The sequence below is a fragment of the Alsobacter soli genome (assembly GCF_003004785.1).
GTDB classification, from domain to species: domain Bacteria; phylum Pseudomonadota; class Alphaproteobacteria; order Rhizobiales; family Beijerinckiaceae; genus Alsobacter; species Alsobacter soli.
Genome location: NZ_PVZS01000021.1, coordinates 25,489 through 49,097, shown reverse-complemented (window position 1 = coordinate 49,097; position 23,609 = coordinate 25,489). Strand labels below are relative to the sequence as shown.

Here is a 23,609-nt window from a genome sequence, read left to right as displayed (position 1 = left end):
AGGCAAGAAGCTCCACGGTCAGGCCTCAGTTTGTCGTGAAAGGCGGGCTTGTTTCACGACGCCCTGTGCAGCGTCAGTAGCGAGCGGAAATGATGGCCGGGTAGGCGACCGCCGCCGGGTAGACCGGGAAGGGCTGGTTGTAGAGCACGCCCGCGCGGTTGATCACCGCCACGGGACGCAAGGGAGCGCGACGCGTGTAGTCGGGGTAGACCGCCGGCGCCGTTTCGGCCACGACGAGCGGCTCGAACGGGCCCGACACCGGCACCCGGCCGTTGAACAGGTCACCGGCCTGGCATGTTCCAGCGGTGACGATGAGCGCTGCGGCGCAAGCGGCGCCAAGACGAGCCTTCATGGCGGTGCTCTCCTGATCGGAATTCTTCCCCGCCCCATCCTGGCGGCACAACCTTGACGCGTCCTTCAAGGTGCGGCGGAATCCAGCGACATGGTGAACGCAGTGTGATCGCCCAAGCCGAATCGCGGACGCGACAGGCTTGTCGGATGGGCCTAAACTTCCCGCCATGGTTGCGGCGGGAACGACTGGCGACCATCGCGCCGATCGGCCGCCGTGGCTCCACTCACGGGAGGTACGGCCATGGCGAATTTGCATGTCCTGTCGCACTACGGCGCGGTCCAGGCGATGCCGGCGGTGCGGCGGATTCGGACGGCTGACCTGAAGCGGGCCCTCGCCGAGGGACTCGAGGACTTCTGGGCCATGCCCACGCATGTCCTGTTCATCGGCGCGATCTATCCCATCGTCGGCCTGATCCTGGGCCGCGTCGCAATGGGCTACGACGCCCTTCCGCTCGTCTTTCCGCTGATCTCCGGCTTCGCCCTGCTGGGGCCGGTGGCCGGCGTAGGCCTTTATGAACTGAGCCGCCGTCGCGAGCTCGGCATGGACACCCGCTGGCGCCACGCGCTGGAGGTCGTGCATGCGCCGGGCTTCCCCGGCATCCTGGCGCTCGGCGCGCTCCTCACGCTGATGTTCCTGGCCTGGATCGGCATTTCGCAGGGCCTTTACGAGTGGCTGTTCGGCCCGCGCGGGCCGGTGTCCGTTAGCGCGTTCCTGCATGACATCGTTTCCACCCGCGAGGGATGGACGCTGGCCATCCTGGGCAACCTCATCGGATTCACGTTCGCCGCCACCGCCTTCGCCATCAGCGTGGTGTCGTTCCCGCTCATGCTGGACCGCGGCGTCGGCCCGGCGGTCGCGATCTCGACCTCGCTGCGCGCCTGCGCGGCGAATCCGGGCGTCATGGCGGTCTGGGCGGCGTTCGTGGCCGCCATGCTGGTGATCGGGTTCGTGCCGCTGTTCTTCGGCCTCGCAGTGGTGATTCCCGTCCTGGCGCATGCGTCATGGCGGCTTTATCGGCGCGTGGTGGTCTAAACAGGCAAGGCGGCGCCCATCGCCGCGCGAGCGCCGTAATCGCGAAGGGCCGAGGCTAGCGCTCGCGCACAGAATTGCAGAAGTAAACCGCAAGCATACGGCCGCGCGAAAATTGCAGCGCAAGCTTGCGACACTGATGGTCAGCGGCCCAACGCGGCGGCTTTTGGGGCGAATTCACAGCTTGTCCACAGGCCGGGGGAGCCGCGCAGCGAGCCATTAGGCGTCGATGCAAATTTGCAACAAGAGTGTTCAATCTGTGGTTGTAGGCGGCTCGCGCCGGCTTTCCCAATTGTTGCAACCATCGGTTGTGGTACTTTCCGACTCGCTCGACCGAGGGGGGGGGGCTTCCTCTCCGAGCACGAACCTGGAGCGGCGCTCGGCTGGTAAAACGCCTGCCAAATGCTGGCCAACAAAATCGAGACCTCCGCTTTGCGGGGCATCGCCAGTCGGACGAAACCGGCGGCGGCGCGCGCGGGGTGGATGCCTTAAGGAGCTGAAAATGAACATCAAGACGAGGCTGCTGATGGCCACGGCGGCGGGCATCGCCACCGTGTCCGGCGCGCAAGCCGCCGATCTGCCGTCGAAGAAGGCGGCTCCGGTCGAGTACGTTCGCGTTTGCTCGACCATGGGTGCTGGCTTCTTCTACATCCCCGGCACCGACACCTGCATCCGCGTCGGCGGCCGCGCCGCCTACGAGTTCCAGTACGGCACGCCGTTCGCTCGCAACGACGCCACGACCGGCTCGCGCACCACGGGCCGCATTTACATGGACGCCCGCACGGCGACCGAGTACGGCCTGGTCCGCGCTTACGTCCGCGTCGACGTCCGTCGCCGTATCGGCCAGATCTACTCCGGCTCGCAGCAGCGCACGGGCATCGCCTTCACCGGCACCAGCGTTGACTACGCCGGCCAGGCGCAGACCACGGTCGACCTGAACCGCGCCTTCGTGCAGTTCGGCGGCATCACCGCTGGTCGCACGCAGTCGTTCTACGACTTCTACTCGGGCGATCTCGAGTACGTCGGCACGACCGCCGGTTCGGCTCTCGTCAACAACCTCCTCGCTTACACCGCGACTTTCGGCTCGGGCTTCAGCGCCACGCTGTCGATGGAAGACTCGGTTGAGCGTCGTTCGGGCTTCTCCGGTCCGTTTGGCCCGGGCGTGGCGGCAGTCGGCGGCGTCGTGCCTGCGATCGCGGGTAACACGGCGAGCTATGCCTACACGGGTGAGGGCATGCCGGACGTGGTCGCCAACCTGCGCTACGACTCCGGTTGGGGCTCGGTGCAGCTGTCGGGCGCGCTCCATCAGGATCGCGTCGGAGCTTACTATGCTGGCCCCGGTCTCCCCGCGATTGGCCTGAACAACGGCAACTCGCCGGACGCCAAGTACGGCTGGGCTGCGAACCTCGGCGCGAAGATCAACCTGCCGATGCTCTCGCCTGGTGACGCCCTCTACCTGCAGGGCACCTACACCAAGGGCGCGCCGTCCTACATCTTGTCGAACCCCTTCGGAACGGGTAAGCCCGGCAACTGGAACTTCGGCGGCGCTGGTGCCCTCATTCCGGACGCCTACCTGGTTCCGACTTCGGTCGACGGCGCTGGCGTGATCAATGGCTACAACCTGTCGCAGCCGACGGTGTGGGGTCTGACGGCCGCCATGCTGCACTACTGGACCCCGACCATCCGTCAGGCGTTCCTGGCGTCGTACATCAAGAGCGACACGCCCACCGCGGCGACGATCTCCGGTGGCTTCGCTGGCGGCCCGACCTACACGAACCGCGCCCGCGACCTGACCTACTGGACGCTTGGCACGAACGTGACCTGGTCGCCGATCAAGGACCTCGATATCGGCGCGGAGGTGAACTACATCCACGCCAATGTCAACGGCGGCCTCAGCCAGTCGTTCATTGCGACCGACCCCACGGGTCTCTCGGTCCGCAACGACTCGATCTGGAACACCCGCCTGAAGATCCAGCGCGACTTCTGATCCGTCCTCACGGACGGGTCTGGGACCCCGGCGCTTGCGCCGGGGTCTTTTTTTGTGGACGTCCGGCCCTCAACGCAGAATGGGTTTAGGTGTGCAGAGCGCCGCCCATGCGTGCGATGAAAATGGCCCGCGTGGATCGAACAGTGCGCGCGCTTGAGTTCGCCCACTGTCGTGTGGGATCGTCCAGTAGGACTCGTCGGGCGTCCCGGCCGGGAGGTTAGGGCGCGCCGACTTTCTCAGCCCCAGCCGGCGCATATGGGGGCGCGACGGTGGCCGCCGACCACGACTTGCGCCAATCCATCAGCACCAGAACCGCCCAGAGCGGATGGCTGGCGTCAACGCGCTTCGAGAGATGATCGGCCCACGCCTGCCGAACGGGCTCCGGACGGACGAGACCGCTGGTCGCCAGACTGGCCGGCGCTAGCAAGTCCTCCGCCCAGTCCCGGAGTGGGCCTCGTAGCCAGTGAGCCATGGGAACGCCAAAGCCCTGCTTGGGCCGATTCACCAGTTCGTTCGGCACGTAGCGATCCAGGATGTGGCGCAATATCCACTTGCCTGTCCTGCCCCGCCGCTTCGACTCTGGTCCCAAGCGGAAGGCAAGTTCAGCCAGCCTGTGGTTGAGGAGCGGCACCCGAACCTCGAGGCTTGCCGCCATGCTGGCCCGGTCCATCTTGGCAAGCAGGGTGTCGGGGAGCAGCGTGCGGCAGTCCGCGATCTGGAAAGCCAGCTCAGGATCGCGCTGAGCGATTGGCAGGGCAAGCCAAGCCTCTGGCAGGGCTGGTTGTGCGAGCGCCGGCGACCGGCTCTCGGGCCAGAGCTCGACCAGGCTCCGGTAGACGTCCAGCCGCGAGCGCGCCCGGAGCGCCTGCGATAGACGGGATGCGCGCGTGGCGCCCCGTCCTGGCGCAAGCCCGGGCGAAAGGAGGGCGGCGATTCCGTTGAGGACCGTTGACGGGGTGGCGTCGATCAGCTCGGCCGCCGGGGCGCGAGCCGCTCTGGGAAGCCGGAGCAATCTGTCCGCCATGAGGGCGGCCTGGGCGTAGCGGTCATAGCCGCCAAAAAGCTCGTCCCCGCCATCGCCGGAAAGCGCCACCGTCACGGTTTTGCGAGCCAGGTGCGAGACCAAGTATGTGGGCAACTGGGCCATGTCGGAGATTGGCTCGTCGAACATCGCCGGCAGGCGATGAATGATGGTGGCAGCCTCCGCCGGGCCAAGCTTGACCTGATGATGTACGACGCCGAGATGCGCAGCAATGGCGGCCGCGTGGGGCGACTCGTCATAGCCGGCCTCCTCAAAAGCCACATTGAAGGTGTGGATGGGCCCACCCGCCAGGCGACGCATCAACGCGGTCACGAGTGTCGAATCGACCCCACCTGACAGGAAGCAACCGATCGGGACGTCAGCCACCATCTCCTGGGACACGCTCCGGACCAGTTCCGCTTCGATGCGGTCGACGAGCGCGGCGCCCTTTTCCTCAAGCGGGGTTGTTGCGGCCGCCCGGGCGGCTTTCTCGACGGACCAGTACGACTGAACGGAAGGCTCCTGGCCGGGGCTCCAGGACAACGCCGCGCCAGGCGGCAATTTTCGCACGCCGCGCAAGATAGATCGCGGGCTCGGCACGTTGCCGAAGCGCATCAAGAGCGCGACCGCGTCCGGATCGACCTCTGGCGCGAAGCCGGGCAATTCCCGGAAAGCTTTCAGTTCTGAGGCGAACGCAAGTCGACCCGTCTGGAAGTTCCAGTAGAGTGGCTTCACGCCCATCGGGTCCCGCACGAGATGAAGTCGCCGTTCCCGCCTGTCCCAAAGCGCAAAGGCGAACATGCCCTCCGCACAATTCAACAGGTCGGAGAGCCCGCGCCGGGCAATCCACTCCAGTATCACTTCAGTATCGGAATGCCCCCGAAAGACCAGGCCAGCCGCAAGAAGTTGGGCTCGCAGCATCGAATGATTGTAGATCTCGCCATTGTAGCAGATGAGCCAGCGGCCATCCGCCGACGCCATGGGCTGCAGGCCGGCCTCGCTGAGGTCAACGATAGCCAAGCGCCGGTGGCCGAACGCCACCGCGCCGTCCTCCTCCGCGCGCACGCCCTGTGCGTCAGGCCCGCGATGGGCAAGGCATCGCGCCATTGAACTGGCGATCCGCTCAGCTTCCCTGCCGCCGATGGGCGCGCCCGCAAATCCTGCAATCCCGCACATTCCTGACTTCTAGATGATGAACCAGGCCAGGCAAAGGGTAGGGCTGGTCCAAGTCAATGGGGGGCAAGGACGACTTCGTTCCAGAGTGCCATATAGCGCTCAGCGACGGCCTCCAAGGAATAGCGAATGGAGGCAAGGTCGCGGTCCCTCTTGCCGATCCGGGCTCGGGCCTCCGGTCCTGCGTCAAGCAGCCGCGCCACCGCGACGGCCAGCAGCTCCGCGTTCCCGGGCGGAGCAACGCGTTCCGGGTCGTCCAGGATGGCGGCGGCGTCGCCCACATCAGTGGTCACCATGGGCACGCCACAGGCCATCGCTTCGCCCACGACGTTGGGGAAGGCCTCTCCACGAGATGAACTGGAGAGCGCGACATCGAAGGCTGGCGTAATGCGATGGACATCGGCACGCCGTCCGAGCAGGAGTATGGCGTCCGCGACGCCTGCCATGGCAGCCGCGGCGGTCAACTCCTCGTTCTCGGTGTCCATCCCCTGGCCGACCAGGACGAGACGGGCTTCCGGATAAGCCTGCCTGACGCGAGCGAAGGCGGCCAACAGAGTAGCGTCATCCTTCATGGGATGCGAACGCGCCACGCGCCCGAGCAGTGGGGCGTCAGGGGGTATCCCGTGCTCGGCTCGGAACCGGACACGTGCCTGCGCGTCCGGCTGAAAGAGATGCAGGTCGAAGCCGTTAGGAATGAACACCCGCCGAGACGCGTCAAAGCCGATCCGCTCGTGCCACTCCGCCGACCGCTCTGCGTTGTAGATGATGCGCGCGGCCGATCGCTGCAGTGGAATGCCCGCCAAGAGCGCGGCTCCGGTGAGCAGGGTTTCATCCCTCAGCCGCGACGGCGTATGCCGGATATTCCATAGCAGGGGAGGACGCTCCCGCATGCCCGCGAGCGCCAAGGTTGAAAGTATGTTGGCGTGGTACATCCAGCTTAGGACGACCGAGGATCTTGCGCGAACCACGCTGCTCTTCAGGTCAGAGAGGGTAGAGAGTGTCCGCCAGGAGCGTGTGCCCCCCAATTCTTCCACTTTTGCGCCGGCGGCGCGGGCGTCATCGGCCAGGGCGCCCCCTGCAATGAGCGTCACGATGTGATGGCGGAAGCGCTCGCGCGTGGCGCCACAAAGCTTCACCAGCATGCGCTCTGCGCCGCCTACATGCAGGCTGGAAATGACGTGCTGGATAAGGGGGCGTTGCTTCATACGAGTTAGCGCTTGCGATCGAGTTGGTCCACGAACGCGAGAAGCTCCCGCGCGAACCGCTGCTGTCCGAAAACCCTTGCGATCAAGTCAGGGCTGCCCGGGTCAGCGCGGATCGAGCGCACTCGGCTGGCGAAGACCTCAGGACCTGGCCCCGCGACGGCGAGAGCTTTCGTGTTAAGGATGCTGCTGATTTCGCGATGGGCGGGAATGTCAGAGGCTACGACCGGTATGCCGGCACCAAGCGCTTCCAACACGGCCAGGGGCTGGTTTTCATAGCGCGAGGGCGCCAGCAGCACATCCGTCTCAGCCAGGGCCTCCCCGACCTGCTTATGCCCTGCGAGCCGAACCATGTCACCGAGCCCGGTCTCGTCAATCAGCCTGCGCAGGGCGCCGGCGTAGGCCGCTTCGACCTGCTCGCCATAAAGGGTGAGCCTGACTGACAGGCCAGAATCCCGCAGCACCCGGGCCGTATCAATCGCGAGAGCTTGGTTCTTCCGCCGGGAAAGCGACCCCACAACGGCGAGGCGCAGGGCTCCATCGTCGCGTGGGATAGCGCGAAGCACCGGGATTTGGACCGGGTTGCGGATGACGGTGTGCGGGAGAGTCTGCTCCGGCTGGACCGAAAACTCGGAAATGAAGATCTTGGCCGAAGCTAGGGCCTCACGGACATAGCGCGTCAGGCCAGAGCCCTCGCGCATGTGGACATGCCAGATCACCGGGATCCTGAAGCGCTTGGCCAACAGGCCATAGACATAGAGCGCGATCTCATCGTGAACGTGGATGAGATCCGGGCGGCGTCCCGATAGCCAACTGGCTTCCTGAAACGCGGCGCGAGCCAGAATCGGAGCCGCCGCCGCCTTCGCCGCAGCGCCGGATACGCTAGCGGGAAAAGCGAGGCCGTGCCGGGAGCTCGCCTCGGCAAGGGGGGCGCGAACGATTACCTCGTGCTTGGTCGCCAGAGCGCCCGCGGCGGCGAGGAGCACCTTTGTCGAGCCTCCCACCGTGTCGTAGAGCGTGGGAAGCAGGATCCTCATCTCAATCTCGGTCTGATCAGGTATAAACCGCGGTCTTACTTGAAGGATATTCGACCCCGATTATCGCCTTCACGCGATCACGCGGGCGATGTCAGGCCCTATCTCGTATCCGGCCGCCCCGGTGCGTTCCAGAAATTGAGCATGCAGCGTGGTATGGGCGATCGAAACTCCGAACATCCGGCGCAGTCCCAAGGCGGCGCTTGAAAACGTGGAATACATGCGTTCGGCCCCGATCACATAGGCAGCCATTTCGTTCCAGCCTTTGGCTTGATCCGTCAAATCGATCAAGTTGTCGAAGTGCTCCGCGAGGCTGTCGCGCTGGTAGGGATGCCGAAAGTACACCATGCGTTGGCGCGGGAGGATGTCTTTCAGAATGGCGAGCTTTTGTTCAAGCGTCAGCCAGCCGCTATCCACGTCATTGGTGTCGAAATAGACGGGAAGGCCACGATATACAGCCAGTGCGGCCAACGGCTTTGACAGTTCCGGCAGAACGGCTTGGAACGGTCTAGGGTCAAGCGGCTCGGGTCGGGGCGAAGCTGCGGCCATCTCTGGCCACAGGCTGACAAGCCGCACGTTGCGCTCTTGGGTTCGCATGGCGACATGGGGCGCATAGCGACCGCCATCCACCACCCTGTGAACAGCGCGGCGGAGGAGACCTTCTGCGGTCCAGGATCCCGCCTTGCGATAGCAGCCAATCCCGTCCTCGACCAGGGTCACCTTGCCGCCGGAGGCCAGCGCCGCGCGCTCGAGCCGGAGGGCCGTCCGGTTCCAGGGAGTGGCGTGGATCGCCGTGAAGGGGTCGTGGCACGCCTTGAGCATTCGGAGAACGCGATGGCGGTCTTCAATTGGCGCCACGGTGATGTCGCGTCGGCAGGCGAGGGCGGGGGCCAGATGCTGGGCCCCGCGCAGGATGATGACGCCGCCACGGGCCGGATCGATCTCGCAGATCGCTTGAGCGAGGTGTAGCGGCTGCAAGGCGAGCGCGACGTCGCCCTTCATGAGGCCGCCGTCAGGTTCGGTGAAGCCTTTCTGCTGGAGCGCTCAACGAGCCTTCCACCCTCCAGCTCATAAATGCGATCCGCCAACTCGAGCAGGGCGGGCCTGTGCGTCACAATTAGCATCGTGATCCGGCCTTTGAGCGAGCAGAGCGTCTGGGAGACCTCGGCCTCGGTCGCCTCGTCGAGTGCGCTCGTCGGCTCGTCCAGAACGAGAAGGCGCGGTTGACGTACGAGCGCCCGCGCCAAGCCGATCCTTTGCCTCTGGCCTCCCGACATTCCGACCCCCCGTTCGCCGACCAGCGCGTCATATCCGCCGGGGCGAGACTCAATCCAGTCCGCGATGCGCGCCTGTTGGGCGGCGGTCTCGATGGAGGTCTCGGAAGCATCTGGCGCGCCAAGCCCAATGTTTCGGGCGATCGTCTCATCGATCAGGAACGTCTCCTGGGCTACATACCCGATGGTGCCCATCCAGCTCCGACGGGTCGCAAGGTCGTCGAGCGGTCGCCCGTCAACTCTAATCGTCCCGCCCCCGGGTGTGATCAGGCCGGTCAACAGGTCGAGAGCCGTACTCTTTCCGGCCCCGCTCCGCCCGATGATCGCGACGCAGTCGCCCGGATCAATAGTCAGGTCGAGGTCTCGAACCGCGTGTTCGGTTGCCCCAGGATACCGGAAACAAACGCCGCTGGCCGCAATCCGGCCAGGCCCGGGCCAGAGCGACGGCTTCTGGCTGAGCGGGTGGTCGCCGACGGTCTCGAGTTCCCGCGCTAGCAGATGGAGGGAGTGCCGGCCGGCGCGCAACTGAGCGGACGCGGCGAATGCCTGCTGCAGCGCCGGTAGCAGCCGCGCCGCAGCGAAGGCGTAGGCTCCGACGAGCGGAAGCACCTGCGCCACCGGAGCCCCGCTGAAGAGCTTGGCCAGGACCACGAGGAACAATGATCCGAATCCAACTGTCTCGAGCAGGTAGCGGGGCACGATGGCTGCCATTTGATTGCGGGCCTCCAGCGCCGCTATGCGGCGGGAGGGGGCTCGGAAGCGGGCGGCCGCGTCGGCTTCTCCACCACAAAGTAGCAGCGCCTTAAAGCCTCCGAGCGCCTCCACCGCGGCCCTTTGCGCCTGCTCCCGAGCGGCCAGGGCCTCTCTGCTCCAGGCGCCGATCCGGCGGTGGAGCGCCAAGTAGAGCAGCGCGTAGGCCGTCATTGCCGTGGCGCCTGACAGCAGGGCGATGCTGGGGTCGACGGCCACAAGGAGCCCGATGATCATCGATGCGGCGAGGCTTCTCGCCAGGATTGTGACAAGGGGAATGTAGACGCTCGAAACGACCCGGATCGTCTCGGCAAAGAGCAGATTGAGGCGCTCTGCGTTGTGCCTTCCCGCGAATGAGAGCCAGGACTGCCCTAGCCAGCCTTCGAAGAGGCGTTCGGCCAGACGTTGGCCCTGGCCCCAGGTGAATCGCTGCGTTGCGAATGCGAGCGCCACGTTCAGTGCATTCGTGACGATGAACACCCCGAACGCCATCGCCCCGAGCGCGAGCACGAATTCGCGCCACTGGGTCAAGCCGAGCATCGTCTGCAGGCGCGCGAGCGGCGCGCTGACTGCGGCGCCTTCCGGCAGCGTGAGCACGGTCAGAAATGGCATGATTGATCCGACCCCGGCGAGTTCCGCCAGGGCTGTGAGGATGGAAAGGCCAAGCAGGACGCCGAACTGTCGCCGGCCAGCCTGGTCGAGGCATCGGAGGATCTGGCCGGTCAGGCCCTTCATCCGATCAGGTCCCAGCGCAGAGGCGTGCCCCGCACCACCGGCGCCTTCACGTGTAGCCCGAGCACCCGGTCCAGCTCCTTGGGGGGCAATCCAAGGCCCGGCCGGATAGCGCGGACGTTCTCGGGCGACAGCGCTTCGCCGGCGGCCATGTCCTTAACGACATAAAGCGAGCGGCGGAACACCAGCGAAGCCTTCTCCGCTTCCGTCGGACCATAGGTGATCCGCCCCATGGCCGCATGGGCGCGCCCCGTCTCGACCACCAGCGCCGCGAGTTCATGCGGCTCAAGAGAGAAAGCGGAATCCACGCCGCCGTCCGCCCGCGACAAAGTGAAGTGCTTCTCGATGACAGTGGCGCCGAGGGCCACGGCAGCCACCGACGCTCCCACGCCCATAGTGTGGTCGGACAGGCCCACCTGGCAGCCGAAAAGATCTCGCAAGTGCGGGATCGTGGCCAGGTTCGTGTTCTCCGGCGTTGCCGGGTAGGTGCTCGTGCACTTCAGCAGCACCAGGTCGCGGCACCCCGCCTCCCGGGCTGCGCGCACGGCTTCGTCCAACTCGGCGATGCTCGCCATGCCGGTGGACATGATCAGCGGCTTGCCGGTAGCCGCGACCTTGCGGATGAGCGGGATGTGGCTGTTCTCAAAGGATGCGATCTTGTAGGCGGGGACGTCCAGCGTCTCCAGGAAGTCGACTGCGCTCTCGTCGAAGGGGGTGGAGAACACCGCCATTCCGAGCAAGCGGGCTCGCTCCATGATGGGGGCATGCCATTCCCAAGGCGTATGAGCCTCCTTGTAGAGGTCGTACAAATTCCGCCCCGCCCAGAGGCTCTTGTCATCCTTGATGGTGAATTCCCCGCGATGGGCGTCGATCGTCATCGTATCGGCCGTATAGGTCTGCAGCTTGAGCGCATGCGCGCCGGCCTTCGCCGCCGCCTCCACGATAGCGATCGCACGATCCAGCGAATGATTGTGATTACCCGACATTTCGGCGATCACGAATGGGGCATGCTCGCAGCCAATGGGCCGTTGGTCGATCATGAACATCGGTGGGGGCCTCGCTTGGCGCCCTTAGGCGCGCGGTCTCGCATATAGCACTCTATCGGGTTCTTCTGAAACGGGCGCATATCCGGCGGTTTCGAAGAGCCGGCGCGAAGGCTGGTTCTCGGGCTTCACCCATGCATGCAGGAGCTGCGCTTGCCCAGGCAGCGCTGGATCGAGCCGTGCGGCTTCCAGCAGCCTTGAGCCCAAACCAACGCCCTGCGTTTCAGGAGCGACGGTAATTGATGCGGTGGCGACGTCCCCGTTCACGCTCCAGCGCACCGTGCCGCAGGGCCGTCCTGCAACCAAGCCGATCAGGACGACAGCTGAAGGGTCGGCAAGGGCCCGCGAGAACCAGGCCAGGTGGCTCTCCTCCGTGATTTCATCCTGCGAAAAGGACAGCGCGCGAACGCTCGGCTCGTTCCTCCACCGCAAAAGAAGGGCAGCGTCGTTCGGACGGGCGAGGCGCACGGTGACGCCGGCCGCCTCGGCCATGAGCGCCGCTGCGACTCGGTCGGCGCCGTGCCCGTCTGTTACGGATAGAGCTGCTTCCTCCATCCGGCGCCGCCGATCGGATGAACATGCCAGCGCCTCGACGGCCGAACCCAGGTCGGCGGCCGAGGCGGAGGGAGCGACCAGGGTCGCGCCTTGAGCTTCCAAGGCTCGCAGTCCGGGCTCTTGGTTGGGTGCGAGGGGCGCGGTCACGCTCGGCAATCCCACGACGCAGCGTTCCAGTGCAGCGCCCCCGCCCGCGCCAATTCCGAGATCCGCGTCCGCCATGAGTCTGGCCATGTCGGGTGTGTCGACGTGAAGGCGCGCGTTGTCTCGGCCACTCAACGCACGCGCAATGGCTTCTTGGCCTCGGTTCGCTGCGCCGATCACCACGTCGAGCGCGGCGTCGCGCAGCGCAGGTCCGGAAACAGCTTCGATGGCCGCCAGCGTTGGCGCGCCGACGTCGCCGCCGCCCATGAAAACATGGATACGCCGCAGTTGGGGACCCCGAAGCGTCGCGCCTCGCCGAGCCTGCGCGAACGCTGGCCGTATCAACGCGTAACGAGGACCCAGCAGTCGCCTGGCCTGCGACATAAGCAACCCCTCGTAACGGCCGGCCGTTTGCAAATTTTGGTCGAGCAACAGATCGGCGTCATGGGACCGATTGGCCAAGTCGTCGAGAGCGGCAATGCGTGGTGCATGGGGGCGCAGCAGCCGCTCCCATCGGGCATCGAGCGCATAGTGATCAACAATGAGCCAGTCAGGATCCCGGGGGAGCGCTGCCGCGGTAGCCGCAGCATCCGCTTCCTGCCCCCAAGAAGCCCAACCGCTATGGCTCGGCTCACGCTCCACATTCAGAGCGCCTGCCTCAAGCCGCAACGAAACGAAAGCGACGCCACGGGATTCGATTTCGCGCCTCCAGGTCGCCGTGGATGGAGCTCCGAGAAGGACGCAAGCAACTCCATAGGCCTGAAGCGCTTGGGCGAGCGTGAGACATCGCATCACGTGTCCAGCGCCGATTTCAGGGGACGCGTCCGCTCGAAACGCGACCAGGCGTCCCATTGACTGCATCACCGCACCCGGAAGAGCGGCTGTAGCGGCTCGCAGCGCAGGTACTGCTTCAGCGCCCGGTTATGAACGGCGTCAGCCAGGATAGGGAAGACCTCTCCATATACCTCAAGAAGCCGATCCAGATCGGCGTCGGTATGCGCGTAACTCATGTTGTGGGTGCCCAGGGTCATCACGCCGCGCGCCAACACCTCTTGCAGGAACAACGTCTTGATCTCGAAGGCGCTGTATCCGTTCGCGTCCTTGATGTTGAGAAAAGACCAAGAGGGGTGGCCAGAAACGGTGATCACGTCCTGAAGCTCGTTTTGGGCGAGCAGCTTCGCGGCTCCGTGCATGGCGACCAGGCCGCGCTGCGCAATAGTCTCCACTACGGGCTCGCGGCGCAGCTTGTCGAGGGTGGCCTTGGCGGCGGCTAGGGAAAGCGTCTCGCCTCCCATCGTGAACGAGAAGAAGATATCCTCCATCAGGCTCATGACGTCGGCTCGTCCGGCCACCGCCGATAATGCATATCCGTTGGCGATGCCCTTGCCGAATGTCGCGAGGTCCGGGGCGACCCCGAACAACTCCTGGGCGCCGCCATTGGCGAAGCGGAAGCCCGTTATGGTCTCGTCGAAGACTAGCAGCGCGCCATGGCGGCGGGTGAGCTCCTTCAGGCCCTCGAGGAAGCCGGGCTGGGGCTCGGCCACGTTCATCGGTTCGAGGATGACGGCTGCGAACTCGCCCGGGTGCGCGGCCAGCAGGCGCTCCACGGCGGTCAGGTCGTTGTACGGGAAGGTGTGCGTCAGCTCCTGCACGGCCTTCGGCACGCCGCGGTTGCGGGGGGTGGCGCCGATGTACCAGTCCTGCCATCCGTGATAGCCGCACACCGCCACCCGGTCCCGTCCTGTCCAGGCCCGCGCCAGGCGCACGGCGCCGGACGTGGCGTCTGAGCCGTTCTTTCCGAACCGGACCTTCTCGGCGCACGGGACCATCTCCACGATGCGCTCCGCCACCCCCATCTCGAGAGGATGTGGCAGGGAGAAGATCACCCCATCCTTGAGCTGCTCCTGGACCGCGGCGGTGACGTCGGGATCGCCATGTCCGAGTGACACCGACAGAAGCGAGTTGATGAAATCCACGTACTCGTTGCCGTCGGCGTCCCACACATGAGCGCCTTGGCCGCGCACGATGAAGTAGGGTGAGACCCCGAACGGATACTGCGTCTTGGACTTGGAGAAAGTCTGGCTGCCCAGCGGGATGGTGCGCTCGGCGCGGGCGAGCAGTTCTTCCGAACGGGCGTAGCGTTGCGACATTGCGATCATCTCTCACAGGTGCGGGCGGTCGCCCAATATTCAGGTTCAGGTGGGGGCCGACTCTGCGGCCAGTGATCGAAGGAGGCCCTCATTGCGCGTAATGTCGCCGTTCATGGAAGCGAGTTGCGGCTCGCGCGCGAGCAGCGCGAGTACGTCCTCGGTGTTGAATGCCGGATTCGCCGCGAAAAGCCGGTCGTAAACCGCCCGGACAAAGACAAGGTCGCGGGGCTCGTCCACCGTCCAGCGCAGGCTCGAGAGATCCCGCTGCTGTCTCACATGCGTCACCTTGAACCGGCTGGGCCGGCGATGAATGGCGAGCGTGACATGTTCGCGCTCCGCCTCGGTCCGGGGTTCTGCGGCGACGACCTGCAGCACCGTCCAGCGGACCACCTCCACGTCGAGCCCGTCGGGCCAAGTGGGCTCGACGGCGTTCGACGCGTAGTCGGCCTCCGCGGCTATGGCCGCCTCGATGACCCCATCGATCACGTCGGGATCCGCAAGCGGGCAGTCTCCGGTTAGGCGCACCACCCATTCGGGATGAAAAGGCTGGGCGGCCCGGATGAATCGGTCGAGCACGTCATCGAGCGATCCCCGGCTCACATCGACCCCGGCGCGGCGGCCCAGGTCAGCCACCGGGTCGTCGCTGGGATCGACGCTCGTGGCCAGGACGAGCCGGTCGATGCGTCGCGAGCGGCGAACGCGCTCGAGCTGGCGCAGCAACATGGGCTGCCCGGCCAGCGGCTCGAGCACCTTGCCGGGCAGGCGGGAAGACGAGAATCGGGCCTGCAATACGGCCAGGATCATGCCGGATCCTCCCTGTACGGCTCGACGAGCTTCTCCAGGACCGTCACCGCGCAGCGGTCACCGTCCGGGATTTCATCGCCCTTCCGCACCTCCGGCGCGCCATGGGCGAAATATGCGCGGTTCAGGCGGGCGTACAAACCCAAACCTTCGAAAGCCAAAGCGTAGTCTTGCTTGTAGGTGAAGAGCGCAACATCCTCGCGGTGATGGTAGCGCCGCCGCGTGGGCCGATCCGGCAGGAAATCAGCGATCAACAGCGTGCCTCCGGGCGCGACCATCCGGTCGATTTCCGCGACCGCCCGGCTGAGAAGCAGCCGGTCGATCCAGTGCATGACGAAGCAGACGGACACGCAATCGAACCCGCCCGCCAGAGGAAGCTGGTCGATCGGTGCGACGGCGAGTTCGTAGCCCGGATGCAGTTTCCTCCCCTCCGCGATCGCCTCGGGGCTGATGTCCGCGCCCGCGATGCGCACGAATGGTCCGAAACGGCTTTCCAGGGCGCCCAGTCGATAGCCGTTGGCGCAGCCGAGATCCAGCACGGACCGCGGGCGGCGGTCTCGGACCACCTGCTCCAGGGCGCCCTGGGCGGGGTCATGCAGGCGCCGCGTCATGGCGACTTGATTGCGCCGAAACCAGGCGTCCCCTTCGCCCGCGCGGAACGCTTCCGCCTGCATCGCTTCCTTGGACATCATGAGTCAGCGGGTCTCTATGGCGCGGCTACGGATACGTGAGGCGCCGCTGCGGGCGCTTCCGGCAGGTGAACCAGTCATGGCGGCGCCCATGCCGCCTCGTGGCTGGGCCACTGCCTTGGCCAGCTTCGCTCCACGCAGGATGACCGGGATTTCCAATCGCCGATGAATGACGATCGAGAGCACGATCACGGCGGGCGTCAACGCTAGCGACCCAGCCCATCCGGGTTCGACGAACAACCTTAAGCTCTCGTACGCCAGCGGATGGATCAGGTAGACGGGATAGGACGCCTGCCCCAGAAGTTCGGCGACGCGCTCCAGGACGCCCGCGGATTCCCGGCGGCACGCGCCCGCAGCCATGAGCGTCAGCGCGACAAGAAAGCAGAACCGCGGCGCCGGCTGAACCAGTGACACGGCGTCGGATCCGCCGAAAGCGAGCGCCGTGGCGAAGAAAGTGAGCCCGCCCACAGCGACGAGGGCGACGGAGGCAGGGCGAGGCAGTCTGCTCAGTGGCGTGGCCGACAGGCCAAGAGCCATGCCGCAAACGAAAAAGGCCGCGTGCTGGCGCAACCGCACGTAGTCGGCCCACTGCGGCGTCAAAGACCCATTTCGGTCGAGATGCGCAGCCCCCACGAGCATCGCAAAGGTTGCCGCCGCCGCAAGGACCGGCAGGGACCAGCGGCCGAGCCGCACGGTGAGCATGGACGCCGGGAACAGCATGTAGAACGCCACCTCCACTGCCAGCGACCATCCCCCGACTGGAATGGCCTTGGACGGGTCGAGCCATCCGAAGGCCAGCGTCAGGTTGACGAGGACGAGCTTGCCGAGCCCCGCTCCGAATGGCGCGCCGTTGTGGATCAGAAGGGCCGCGGCGATCAGGGTCGCGACAGCATAAAGGGGCCAGATCCGGAACAGGCGGCGGATGAAGAACGCGCTCCAGTCTCGCCAGCGGGTGAAATCCGCATGAGCGCTCGCCACCGCGAGGCTCAGTCCGCTGACCACGAAGAAGCCGTCGACGTCCCACCGCCATGGCGACCGAACGCCAGGGCCCAGGGGCTGGCGGAGCCGTCCACATGGTGAAGTGGTAGATCATCACGCCCAGGGCGAAGACGCCCCGCAAACCGTCGAGCGCGAGAAGTCGCGTGGGCGACCCAGGCCGGGCCGCGCTGGAGCGTGATATTGCTACCGGATGCATCGCAGGGTTTTGCTACTGCAAAATGCCACCAGGAGCCAGCATCGCGGCAACCCGGCAGGAGTTATCCCCGGGCAGGCCACAGTCTCGGATCCAGCAAATCGGCGTCGTCGCAGGCCAGGTGGCCCCAGTCGAGGGCGGCGCCGGCGTCCCAGGCGGCCACGCCCGCGGCGAATTGCTCCGCGCTTTGCACGCCTATGACCGCCCGTTCGATCTCGGTCGTCGCTTTGGCGAAGCCAAGCGCCGCTTCCAGTCGGGTCACGCCGGCGGCCCGGCAGGCCTCATCCCAGCGGGCCAGCGCGCGTGTGGCGGAACTGCTCGTCAAAGGCGAGGCGGAGGGTTGCAGCAGCAAACCTTGCAGGAACAGGGATCGCGCATGCACGGCGACGCCGCGACGCCGAAGCAGCGCAAGTGATCCGTCGCGAAGCAGCCGCTGGTCGAGCGCGCTCAGCGGCAACTGGACCACTTCGACAGGGTAGCGCTCCAAAAGTTGCTTGATATCGTCTCGACCGTAGACGGATGCGCCGATGCGCCTCACGCGACCAGCCGCCTTTTCGCCCTCCAGGAAGGCCCACAGCCGGTCTCCTCCTGGAGCAAGCAGGTCGTAGGCTTGATGCACGAGGAGCGAGTCGACCTGGGGGCGCCCCAGCCTCTCGAGAGAGCGGCGGAAGCCCTCGCGCACGATCACGACGTCCTCGGCGTCGATCTCGGAACGGCGGAGCGGAACGGTTTTGGTCACGACCCGAAAGCCGGACAGCCCCGGCGTGCGGCCGAGGACTTCTTCGCTCGCGCCATAGGCGGCGGCCGTGTCGACCGTGTCGAGCCCGGCGCGCCTGGCTGCGTGGAGAATGGCGTCCACCTCCGCGGGCGGCGTCTGCCCCGCCGCATTGGTGACGCCGTACGCCAGCCCAAACTGCACCGCCCCGAGCGCCAGGCGCGCCCGCGATCCAGCGTCGCTCATGCGGAGCGCGCGTCCATCACCGCCGCCCGCACCGCCTCCACAACCTCGTCCTGCTCTGCATCCGTCATCGCAGAAAATAGTGGCAGCGAGATCGCTCCGGCGTAGTAGGCCTCTGCGTTCGGGCAGTAGCCTGGCTCGAAGCCGCGCTGGCGGTAATAGGGCTGTGTGTGGACGGGGATGTAATGCACGTTAACCCCGATCCCCGCGGCGCGAAGCGCGTCGAAGATGCGCCTGCGCTGCTGGGAGTCGACGTGGATCGGGTAGAGATGGAAGGCCGACCGCCCATCCAGGTCCTGCCAAGGACGTGTCAGCGGGAGATTTCCAAGGAGATCGTCGTAGCGGGCCGCGAGCGCCCGGCGGCGTGCCACGAAAAGATCGATGCGCCGCATCTGGCTGGCCCCGAGCGCCGCCTGGATGTCGGTGATCCGGTAGTTCATGCCCAGCATCGTCTGCTGGTAGTACCAGGGACCTTCGCTCTCGCCTTCCATGCGCGAGGAATCCCGGGTCATGCCATGGCTACGCAACTGGAATAGGGTCGCCGCCGCTTCCGGGTCGCGTGTGGTGACGACACCGCCTTCGCCCGTGGTCACGATCTTCACCGGGTGAAAGCTGAACACGCACATGTCGGAATAGCGGCAATCGCCGACCTTTCCCCCAAGATAGTCCGCCCCGATGGCGTGGGACGCATCCTCGACCACTTTGAAGCCGTAACGTTGCGCCAGCGCGTGAACCCCCCGCATGTCGCAGGACTGCCCGGCGAAGTGCACCGGCGCCACGATCGCAGGCAGCCGTCCCGTCTTTTCGGCCTGATCGAGCTTGCGGGACAGCGCCTCCACGGAAAGATTGTAGCTTCGCGGGTCTGTATCCACGAAGTCGACCTCGGCTCCGCAATAAAGCGCCGCGTTCGCCGTCGCCAGGAAAGTGTTGGGAACCGTCCACAGGACGTCTCCCGGGCCAAGGCCCAGCGCCAGATAAGCGAGGTGAAGCGCGGCCGTGGCGTTGCTGACAGCGCAGCAATGCGGCGCCCCCACATACTCCGCGATAACCTTCTCGAAATCCTGTACCGCCGGACCCTGGGTCAGGAAATCCGAGCGCAACACCGCCACAACGGCGGCGACGTCGTTCTCATCGATGTCCTGGCGACCATATGGGATCATGGAGTGCCTTCCAGAAGCTCCCGGATCTCCGGGACGGACAGGAAATGAGGGTTGGTCCCGGAGTTGTACTCGAACCCGTCCGGCACTGGCGAGCCGGTCTCTCCGATCGGGTTCCTGGTGTAGTCCGGATGGCTGATGAACGTGATGCTCGGCTGCAGGACGAAATGATCCTGGAATTCAAGCGTAAGGTGAGCATCGTCGATCGGGCACATGATCTCGTGAAGCTTTTCGCCGGGGCGGATGCCCACGATCTTGTGGCCGAGGCCCGGGCCCGCGGCCTCCGCCAGATCGGTGATACGTGAGGACGGGATCTTGGGCACGAAGATCTCGCCACCCACCATCCGTTCGAACGACTTCAGCACGAAATCCACACCCTGGGGCAGGGTGATCCAGAACCGCGTCATCCGCACGTCGGTGATTGGCAGTTCCCTGGCGCCTTCCCTCACGAGCCTGCGGAAGAAAGGCACGACCGATCCGCGGGAGCCCACCACGTTGCCGTAACGCACCACGGCGAACCGTGTCTCGCGCGTGCCCACCATGTTGTTGGCGGCGACAAACAACTTGTCAGAGGCCAGCTTGGTCGCGCCGTACAGATTAATCGGGTTGGCCGCCTTGTCGGTGGATAGGGCGATCACCTTTTTCACCCCAGCCTCGAAGGCCGCGTGGATCACGTTCTCCGCGCCGTGCACATTCGTCTTGATGCACTCGAGTGGATTGTACTCCGCGATAGGCACATGCTTGAGAGCAGCCGCATGCACGACATAGTCGACGCCGTTGAAGGCTGTGACCAGCCGGTCGCGCTCGCGGACGTCGCCGATCAGGAAGCGCAATTCCTGCTGGGGGAACTGCTGGGCCATTTCGTACTGCTTGAGCTCGTCTCGCGAAAGTATGACCACTTTTCGGGGCCGGCTCCGCTCGAGCACGGTCCTGACGAACTCGCGCCCGAACGAGCCTGTCCCGCCCGTCACAAGCACGACCTTTCCGTCGAACATGGACATGTCAGTTGAAATCCTTGGAAGCTCTGTGCTGCGTCATGCGCAATCGTAGCGCGTGTCTTGAACGCTCCGGCCAGCGCCGTCAATGGCCCCGCCACCGACAGGATGGGCGTTCCCCAGGAGCAGCCTTTTCGGCCTCGGAGATCTCAGGCCTCACATCTTGCGCCGCTACCTATACGCGAACTATTAACCATGACGCCGCGGGTAGTAGAGGGGCGCCGGCCCTGATCCGGCCCATCCGCAAGCGTATTGGCCGCGCGCGGATGGCGCGTCGTATCAGGCAGGCGAGGGCTCCATGACTGCGACACTGCCGAACGCTGGCCGGGGCGAGTTGGCACCCGGGGGGGCGGATGCGCCCCTCACCCGTGCAGTGGGACCAGCATACTCTCATGCTGCGCTGGACGGGGTAAGGGGCATTGCCGCCCAGGTCGTTTTTTTCGGCCACGCACTCAATCTGTCGCTCCATGCACATCTGCCCGAGAACCTCGTCGTGGTCACGGCCTGGACATCGCGGCTGGCTGTGATGGTGTTCTTCGCCCTGAGCGGATTCGTTGTCGCGCTGAGCCTGCGACGATTGTCGTCCGGGAAAGCCGGCGGGGCGAGTTGGACCACCGATTACGCAATCCACAGGGTGGCCAGGATCTTGCCGCCTCTAGTGCTTGCCGTCGCGGTTTCTATGGCGGTCGGATGGCTGGGCAAATCGGGCCTTGTCGATCTCGTGGATGTCCGCAGCGCCGAACTGACCACCGGACCCCTGGCGTTCGTGCGCGGGATCACGCTGACCTTCCTGCCCACGGACGCGACCTTCGCGGTTGACGGGCCGCTTTGGTCCCTGCGCCAGGAGGTGTTCCTCTATGTTGTGGCTGGTCTCCTCGCCTTCGCCACGGTACGCCGGGGCGTCCTCGGCTGGATTACGGCCGCTTGCGCCTGTGCGGCGGCGGCGATTGTCTCGACACGGTTCTTCTACCCGCAAAGCCTTGCTCTGTTCGGTTGCGGAGCCTTGGCCGCACTTTACGGGACGCGTCCAATTGTCCTGAAATGCGCACGATCGCCAGCCGTGCCCCTGACGCTATGCGCGATTCTGCTCGCTCCCATTGCTCTGGCCGGGAGCGCCCCCCGGTTCGCAGAAGCCTTGAGCGCAGATCGGCTCTTCCTGACCTTCCAGTTGACCACAGCGCCGGTGATCGCTCTCGGGTTGCTGCGGGTGGCGGTTCCTGAGAGCGGGGCGGACGGGAGCCTCGCGCGCCTGCAGCCGCTCGCGCGTTATGCCTACACGCTTTACGTGCTGCACAATCCGCTGTTGCTGGCGTCTATCTCTATTGCGTCTCAACTCGGCTGGGCCGCGAACCCGGTCTCCGCTGCGACCATGGGACTGATAGCTGTTGCGCTCACACAGGCGATAGCCTATGCGGGCGCACTCGCCCTTGAGCAGCCGACAGTGTTCCGGCGCTGGATCCTGGCCTTTCTGTCAAGGCCCGGTGCCGCGATCCCGAGGGTTCGCGCCTAGTCAAGCCGTTTCTTCCCGGTGAGTACGAAGCACGCGGTTCGGGCCGCAGGATACGCGCCTTATGAAAATCGGTTATTGGTTCGACTACGACCAGACTTGGACCTTCACCGCCCTGCATAAGGTATTGGCGGAGCGGATTCCCGGGCTTCAGACCTGCGGCTTCGTGATGAACGACCGCTACTGGGCCCATGCGGTCGAGAGCCTGCCGCCCGGAACGCGTTTGGTTCGCTTTTATGAGGAATATCGACGCGGTATGGCGTTCCGCCCGACGGCGGACCAGGTCGCGAGCTTCCGGAAGTTTGACGAGCGCGTGAAACTTGCGCGCATCGCCTATTCCGACCGGCACATCCTAATGTTCGATCACGCGACCTTGATCGCCGTGAACATCCACCTGAAGAAGGTGTTTGAGGAGTTTCTCGACGCGGAGCAGCCCGATGCTTTCGTGTTCAATTGCATCGCCAGCCAATTTGCGCATCTTTTTTACGAACTGATGCGCGAACGTGGAATCCAGGTTATCGTGCCAACGGCCTGGGGATTGGAAGACCTCTTCTATATTGCCGACAATCCGTACTTCGCATGCGAGGACGCCTGGGCCGCCTATCGCGGGTTCAAGGAGGGGCTTGACGGGCCGACCGCAGAGGAGAGCGCCTTCGCTCGCGGCTTCATTGAGCGGATCCGTAGCCACAAGCCGGCTTACGACAACGCGGCAGTGGCCACAGAAGAACGCAAATTTCAGATCCCAGGTCCGGCAGCTGTCGGCCGTTACCTGATCAACCACTATCGCTACTACAGGACGGATCCGACCCAGCCGGGCATCATCGACCGCGCACTCAAGCCCCTAACGCTCAAGCGCCAGCTGGCGAGGGCCCAGCGCTACTTCGCCGACCGCTCTGCCTTGGAGGACACGCCGTTCGTCTACATGCCGCTGCACTACGAGCCTGAGATCGCGACTCTCGTGCTGTCGCAGTGTCGCCAGACGAGCCTAATCGACATTATCGCCCGCCGCTTGCCTTTGACCTGGAGGCTCGTGCTCAAAGAGCACCCCGCGCTGGCCGGCCAGCGCGAAATCTCCTTCTATGAGGAGATCGCGCACCGCTATCCCAATGTGATGTTCGTCGACGCCAGGATCCCCTCGCTCGATCTGACGATACAGAGCCGGCTCGTCTTCACACTGAATGGCACGGCGGCCATCGAGGCGGCCTCCCTAGGCAAGCCCGCCTTGCTGCAGGCCCAGGCCCGGTTCGGCGGCTTTGGCGTGATCCCGCGTCTGGTGGATCCGTTCGCGTTCGAGACCGTGATGCAAGACGCCATCGACAATCCGCCGGGTTTAGCGGACGTTGAACTCATGCTTGCCGCCTGCCGTCGGTTTGGCCGACCGATGAAGTTCGCCGAGCCGCTTGCCAATTCCGGGGTTCTGGAGCCCGCCAACATGGCGAAGCTCGCCGATGCGATCCAGGGCTCCCTGCGCTCTCAGTAGTCGTCGTCCATATAAGGCCGACGGCCATAGTAGCCGTACGCGCGGCCGTAGGGCGGAGCAGCGCGATAGTAGCCGTCGTAGTAACCATGCCGAGCCCGCCAGGCGGCGCGCTGCTCGTCTCTTTGCATCTGGTAGATGAGATCCGGGCTGTATTTCCATTTTCCTGTGCGCCGTCCCGCCTCCGCCGGGCCGGCGACGGCCGCCAGGATCGCAGCGCCGGCAAGCCCGGCCGCCAGCCCCTTGGCAAATAAGACCTTCATGTGAAGCTCCACCTCTTGTTGGTCCTAGATCACCAACGCTCAAGCCGCGCGTGAGATCCCGCCCGCGCGCGTTTCGTCGCTCCGATACCCATTTCGAGGTACGTCGACGGTGAAAACGACCTTG

20 protein-coding genes are annotated in these 23,609 nt (G+C 65.3%); 4 read left to right on the top strand and 16 right to left on the bottom strand.

Translation table 11 applies throughout. The annotated features are described in order from the left end of the window. Window positions 1-73: 73 nt before the first annotated feature. The gene (locus SLNSH_RS17455) at window positions 74-352 is read right to left on the bottom strand and encodes a hypothetical protein (protein WP_106338299.1); all 279 of its coding nucleotides are present in this window, start codon (window positions 350-352) and stop codon (window positions 74-76) included. 240 nt (window positions 353-592) lie between these two features. Here SLNSH_RS17455 and SLNSH_RS17450 point away from each other — a divergent pair, with 240 nt between their 5' ends. Together SLNSH_RS17450 and SLNSH_RS17445 are read left to right on the top strand one after the other, a co-directional pair. After that, window positions 593-1,384 carry a DUF2189 domain-containing protein gene (locus SLNSH_RS17450; RefSeq protein ID WP_106338298.1) on the top strand — a complete coding sequence of 264 codons (792 nt, stop codon included), beginning with the start codon at window positions 593-595 and terminating at the stop codon, window positions 1,382-1,384. A gap of 499 nt (window positions 1,385-1,883) precedes the next feature. After that, complete coding sequence (locus tag SLNSH_RS17445) at window positions 1,884-3,368, top strand: porin (protein WP_158266803.1); 1,485 nt, start codon at window positions 1,884-1,886, stop codon at window positions 3,366-3,368. Window positions 3,369-3,585: 217 nt separating this feature from the next. Here the strand turns inward: SLNSH_RS17445 and asnB are convergent, their stop codons facing one another. The 14 genes from asnB to pseB form a co-directional block, all read right to left on the bottom strand. Next, window positions 3,586-5,565 (bottom strand): asparagine synthase (glutamine-hydrolyzing), encoded by a 1,980-nt coding sequence (gene asnB / locus SLNSH_RS17440; RefSeq protein ID WP_106338296.1) that lies wholly within the window; start codon window positions 5,563-5,565, stop codon window positions 3,586-3,588. Between the two features lie 53 nt (window positions 5,566-5,618). After that, complete coding sequence (locus SLNSH_RS17435; protein WP_106338295.1) at window positions 5,619-6,767, bottom strand: glycosyltransferase; 1,149 nt, start codon at window positions 6,765-6,767, stop codon at window positions 5,619-5,621. 5 nt (window positions 6,768-6,772) lie between these two features. After that, window positions 6,773-7,801, bottom strand: a complete 1,029-nt coding sequence (locus SLNSH_RS17430; protein WP_106338294.1) for a glycosyltransferase family 4 protein — start codon at window positions 7,799-7,801, stop codon at window positions 6,773-6,775. Window positions 7,802-7,870: 69 nt separating this feature from the next. Further along, window positions 7,871-8,800 carry a hypothetical protein gene (locus SLNSH_RS17425; protein ID WP_106338293.1) on the bottom strand — a complete coding sequence of 310 codons (930 nt, stop codon included), beginning with the start codon at window positions 8,798-8,800 and terminating at the stop codon, window positions 7,871-7,873. Continuing rightward, window positions 8,797-10,557, bottom strand: a complete 1,761-nt coding sequence (locus SLNSH_RS17420; protein WP_106338292.1) for an ABC transporter ATP-binding protein — start codon at window positions 10,555-10,557, stop codon at window positions 8,797-8,799. The genes SLNSH_RS17425 and SLNSH_RS17420 overlap by 4 nt, the downstream gene beginning before the upstream one ends. Continuing rightward, complete coding sequence (gene pseI / locus SLNSH_RS17415) at window positions 10,554-11,600, bottom strand: pseudaminic acid synthase (RefSeq protein ID WP_106338291.1); 1,047 nt, start codon at window positions 11,598-11,600, stop codon at window positions 10,554-10,556. Before pseI ends, SLNSH_RS17420 begins: the two co-directional genes overlap by 4 nt. A 24-nt stretch (window positions 11,601-11,624) precedes the next feature. After that, entirely contained in the window at window positions 11,625-13,148 is a 1,524-nt protein-coding gene (gene pseG, locus SLNSH_RS17410) for a UDP-2,4-diacetamido-2,4,6-trideoxy-beta-L-altropyranose hydrolase (protein ID WP_158266802.1), read from the bottom strand. An 8-nt stretch (window positions 13,149-13,156) separates the two neighbouring features. Further along, window positions 13,157-14,446, bottom strand: a complete 1,290-nt coding sequence (locus SLNSH_RS17405; protein ID WP_106338289.1) for an aminotransferase class III-fold pyridoxal phosphate-dependent enzyme — start codon at window positions 14,444-14,446, stop codon at window positions 13,157-13,159. Between the two features lie 45 nt (window positions 14,447-14,491). Then, window positions 14,492-15,250 (bottom strand): cytidylyltransferase domain-containing protein, encoded by a 759-nt coding sequence (locus tag SLNSH_RS17400; protein WP_106338288.1) that lies wholly within the window; start codon window positions 15,248-15,250, stop codon window positions 14,492-14,494. Further along, complete coding sequence (locus SLNSH_RS17395; protein ID WP_106338287.1) at window positions 15,247-15,939, bottom strand: class I SAM-dependent methyltransferase; 693 nt, start codon at window positions 15,937-15,939, stop codon at window positions 15,247-15,249. The genes SLNSH_RS17400 and SLNSH_RS17395 overlap by 4 nt, the downstream gene beginning before the upstream one ends. 3 nt (window positions 15,940-15,942) lie before the next feature. After that, window positions 15,943-16,989 carry an acyltransferase family protein gene (locus tag SLNSH_RS17390; protein WP_106338286.1) on the bottom strand — a complete coding sequence of 349 codons (1,047 nt, stop codon included), beginning with the start codon at window positions 16,987-16,989 and terminating at the stop codon, window positions 15,943-15,945. 203 nt (window positions 16,990-17,192) lie between these two features. Then, window positions 17,193-18,089 (bottom strand): aldo/keto reductase, encoded by an 897-nt coding sequence (locus SLNSH_RS17385; RefSeq protein WP_106338285.1) that lies wholly within the window; start codon window positions 18,087-18,089, stop codon window positions 17,193-17,195. Then, window positions 18,086-19,246 carry a UDP-4-amino-4,6-dideoxy-N-acetyl-beta-L-altrosamine transaminase gene (pseC, locus tag SLNSH_RS17380; protein ID WP_106338284.1) on the bottom strand — a complete coding sequence of 387 codons (1,161 nt, stop codon included), beginning with the start codon at window positions 19,244-19,246 and terminating at the stop codon, window positions 18,086-18,088. The genes SLNSH_RS17385 and pseC overlap by 4 nt, the downstream gene beginning before the upstream one ends. After that, window positions 19,243-20,238 carry a UDP-N-acetylglucosamine 4,6-dehydratase (inverting) gene (pseB, locus tag SLNSH_RS17375; RefSeq protein ID WP_106338336.1) on the bottom strand — a complete coding sequence of 332 codons (996 nt, stop codon included), beginning with the start codon at window positions 20,236-20,238 and terminating at the stop codon, window positions 19,243-19,245. The genes pseC and pseB overlap by 4 nt, the downstream gene beginning before the upstream one ends. Before the next feature lie 298 nt (window positions 20,239-20,536). Here pseB and SLNSH_RS17370 point away from each other — a divergent pair, with 298 nt between their 5' ends. Next, window positions 20,537-21,748 carry an acyltransferase family protein gene (locus SLNSH_RS17370; RefSeq protein WP_106338283.1) on the top strand — a complete coding sequence of 404 codons (1,212 nt, stop codon included), beginning with the start codon at window positions 20,537-20,539 and terminating at the stop codon, window positions 21,746-21,748. Between the two features lie 61 nt (window positions 21,749-21,809). Further along, the gene (locus SLNSH_RS17365) at window positions 21,810-23,225 is read left to right on the top strand and encodes a hypothetical protein (RefSeq protein ID WP_106338282.1); all 1,416 of its coding nucleotides are present in this window, start codon (window positions 21,810-21,812) and stop codon (window positions 23,223-23,225) included. Here SLNSH_RS17365 and SLNSH_RS17360 read toward each other — a convergent pair. Continuing rightward, window positions 23,219-23,485 (bottom strand): hypothetical protein, encoded by a 267-nt coding sequence (locus SLNSH_RS17360; RefSeq protein ID WP_106338281.1) that lies wholly within the window; start codon window positions 23,483-23,485, stop codon window positions 23,219-23,221. The two genes, SLNSH_RS17365 and SLNSH_RS17360, sit on opposite strands and share 7 nt — an antisense overlap. Window positions 23,486-23,609 lie beyond the last annotated feature (124 nt).

Bases quoted from the DNA above. Each gene is read 5' to 3' on its own strand.
- SLNSH_RS17455 (WP_106338299.1), bottom strand. From the start codon at position 352: ATGAAGGCTCGTCTTGGCGCCGCTTGCGCCGCAGCGCTCATCGTCACC.
- SLNSH_RS17450 (WP_106338298.1), top strand. From the start codon at position 593: ATGGCGAATTTGCATGTCCTGTCGCACTACGGCGCGGTCCAGGCGATG.
- SLNSH_RS17445 (WP_158266803.1), top strand. From the start codon at position 1,884: ATGAACATCAAGACGAGGCTGCTGATGGCCACGGCGGCGGGCATCGCC.
- asnB (WP_106338296.1), bottom strand. From the start codon at position 5,565: ATGTGCGGGATTGCAGGATTTGCGGGCGCGCCCATCGGCGGCAGGGAA.
- SLNSH_RS17435 (WP_106338295.1), bottom strand. From the start codon at position 6,767: ATGAAGCAACGCCCCCTTATCCAGCACGTCATTTCCAGCCTGCATGTA.
- SLNSH_RS17430 (WP_106338294.1), bottom strand. From the start codon at position 7,801: ATGAGGATCCTGCTTCCCACGCTCTACGACACGGTGGGAGGCTCGACA.
- SLNSH_RS17425 (WP_106338293.1), bottom strand. From the start codon at position 8,800: ATGAAGGGCGACGTCGCGCTCGCCTTGCAGCCGCTACACCTCGCTCAA.
- SLNSH_RS17420 (WP_106338292.1), bottom strand. From the start codon at position 10,557: ATGAAGGGCCTGACCGGCCAGATCCTCCGATGCCTCGACCAGGCTGGC.
- pseI (WP_106338291.1), bottom strand. From the start codon at position 11,600: ATGTTCATGATCGACCAACGGCCCATTGGCTGCGAGCATGCCCCATTC.
- pseG (WP_158266802.1), bottom strand. From the start codon at position 13,148: ATGGGACGCCTGGTCGCGTTTCGAGCGGACGCGTCCCCTGAAATCGGC.
- SLNSH_RS17405 (WP_106338289.1), bottom strand. From the start codon at position 14,446: ATGTCGCAACGCTACGCCCGTTCGGAAGAACTGCTCGCCCGCGCCGAG.
- SLNSH_RS17400 (WP_106338288.1), bottom strand. From the start codon at position 15,250: ATGATCCTGGCCGTATTGCAGGCCCGATTCTCGTCTTCCCGCCTGCCC.
- SLNSH_RS17395 (WP_106338287.1), bottom strand. From the start codon at position 15,939: ATGATGTCCAAGGAAGCGATGCAGGCGGAAGCGTTCCGCGCGGGCGAA.
- SLNSH_RS17385 (WP_106338285.1), bottom strand. From the start codon at position 18,089: ATGAGCGACGCTGGATCGCGGGCGCGCCTGGCGCTCGGGGCGGTGCAG.
- pseC (WP_106338284.1), bottom strand. From the start codon at position 19,246: ATGATCCCATATGGTCGCCAGGACATCGATGAGAACGACGTCGCCGCC.
- pseB (WP_106338336.1), bottom strand. From the start codon at position 20,238: ATGTTCGACGGAAAGGTCGTGCTTGTGACGGGCGGGACAGGCTCGTTC.
- SLNSH_RS17370 (WP_106338283.1), top strand. From the start codon at position 20,537: ATGACTGCGACACTGCCGAACGCTGGCCGGGGCGAGTTGGCACCCGGG.
- SLNSH_RS17365 (WP_106338282.1), top strand. From the start codon at position 21,810: ATGAAAATCGGTTATTGGTTCGACTACGACCAGACTTGGACCTTCACC.
- SLNSH_RS17360 (WP_106338281.1), bottom strand. From the start codon at position 23,485: ATGAAGGTCTTATTTGCCAAGGGGCTGGCGGCCGGGCTTGCCGGCGCT.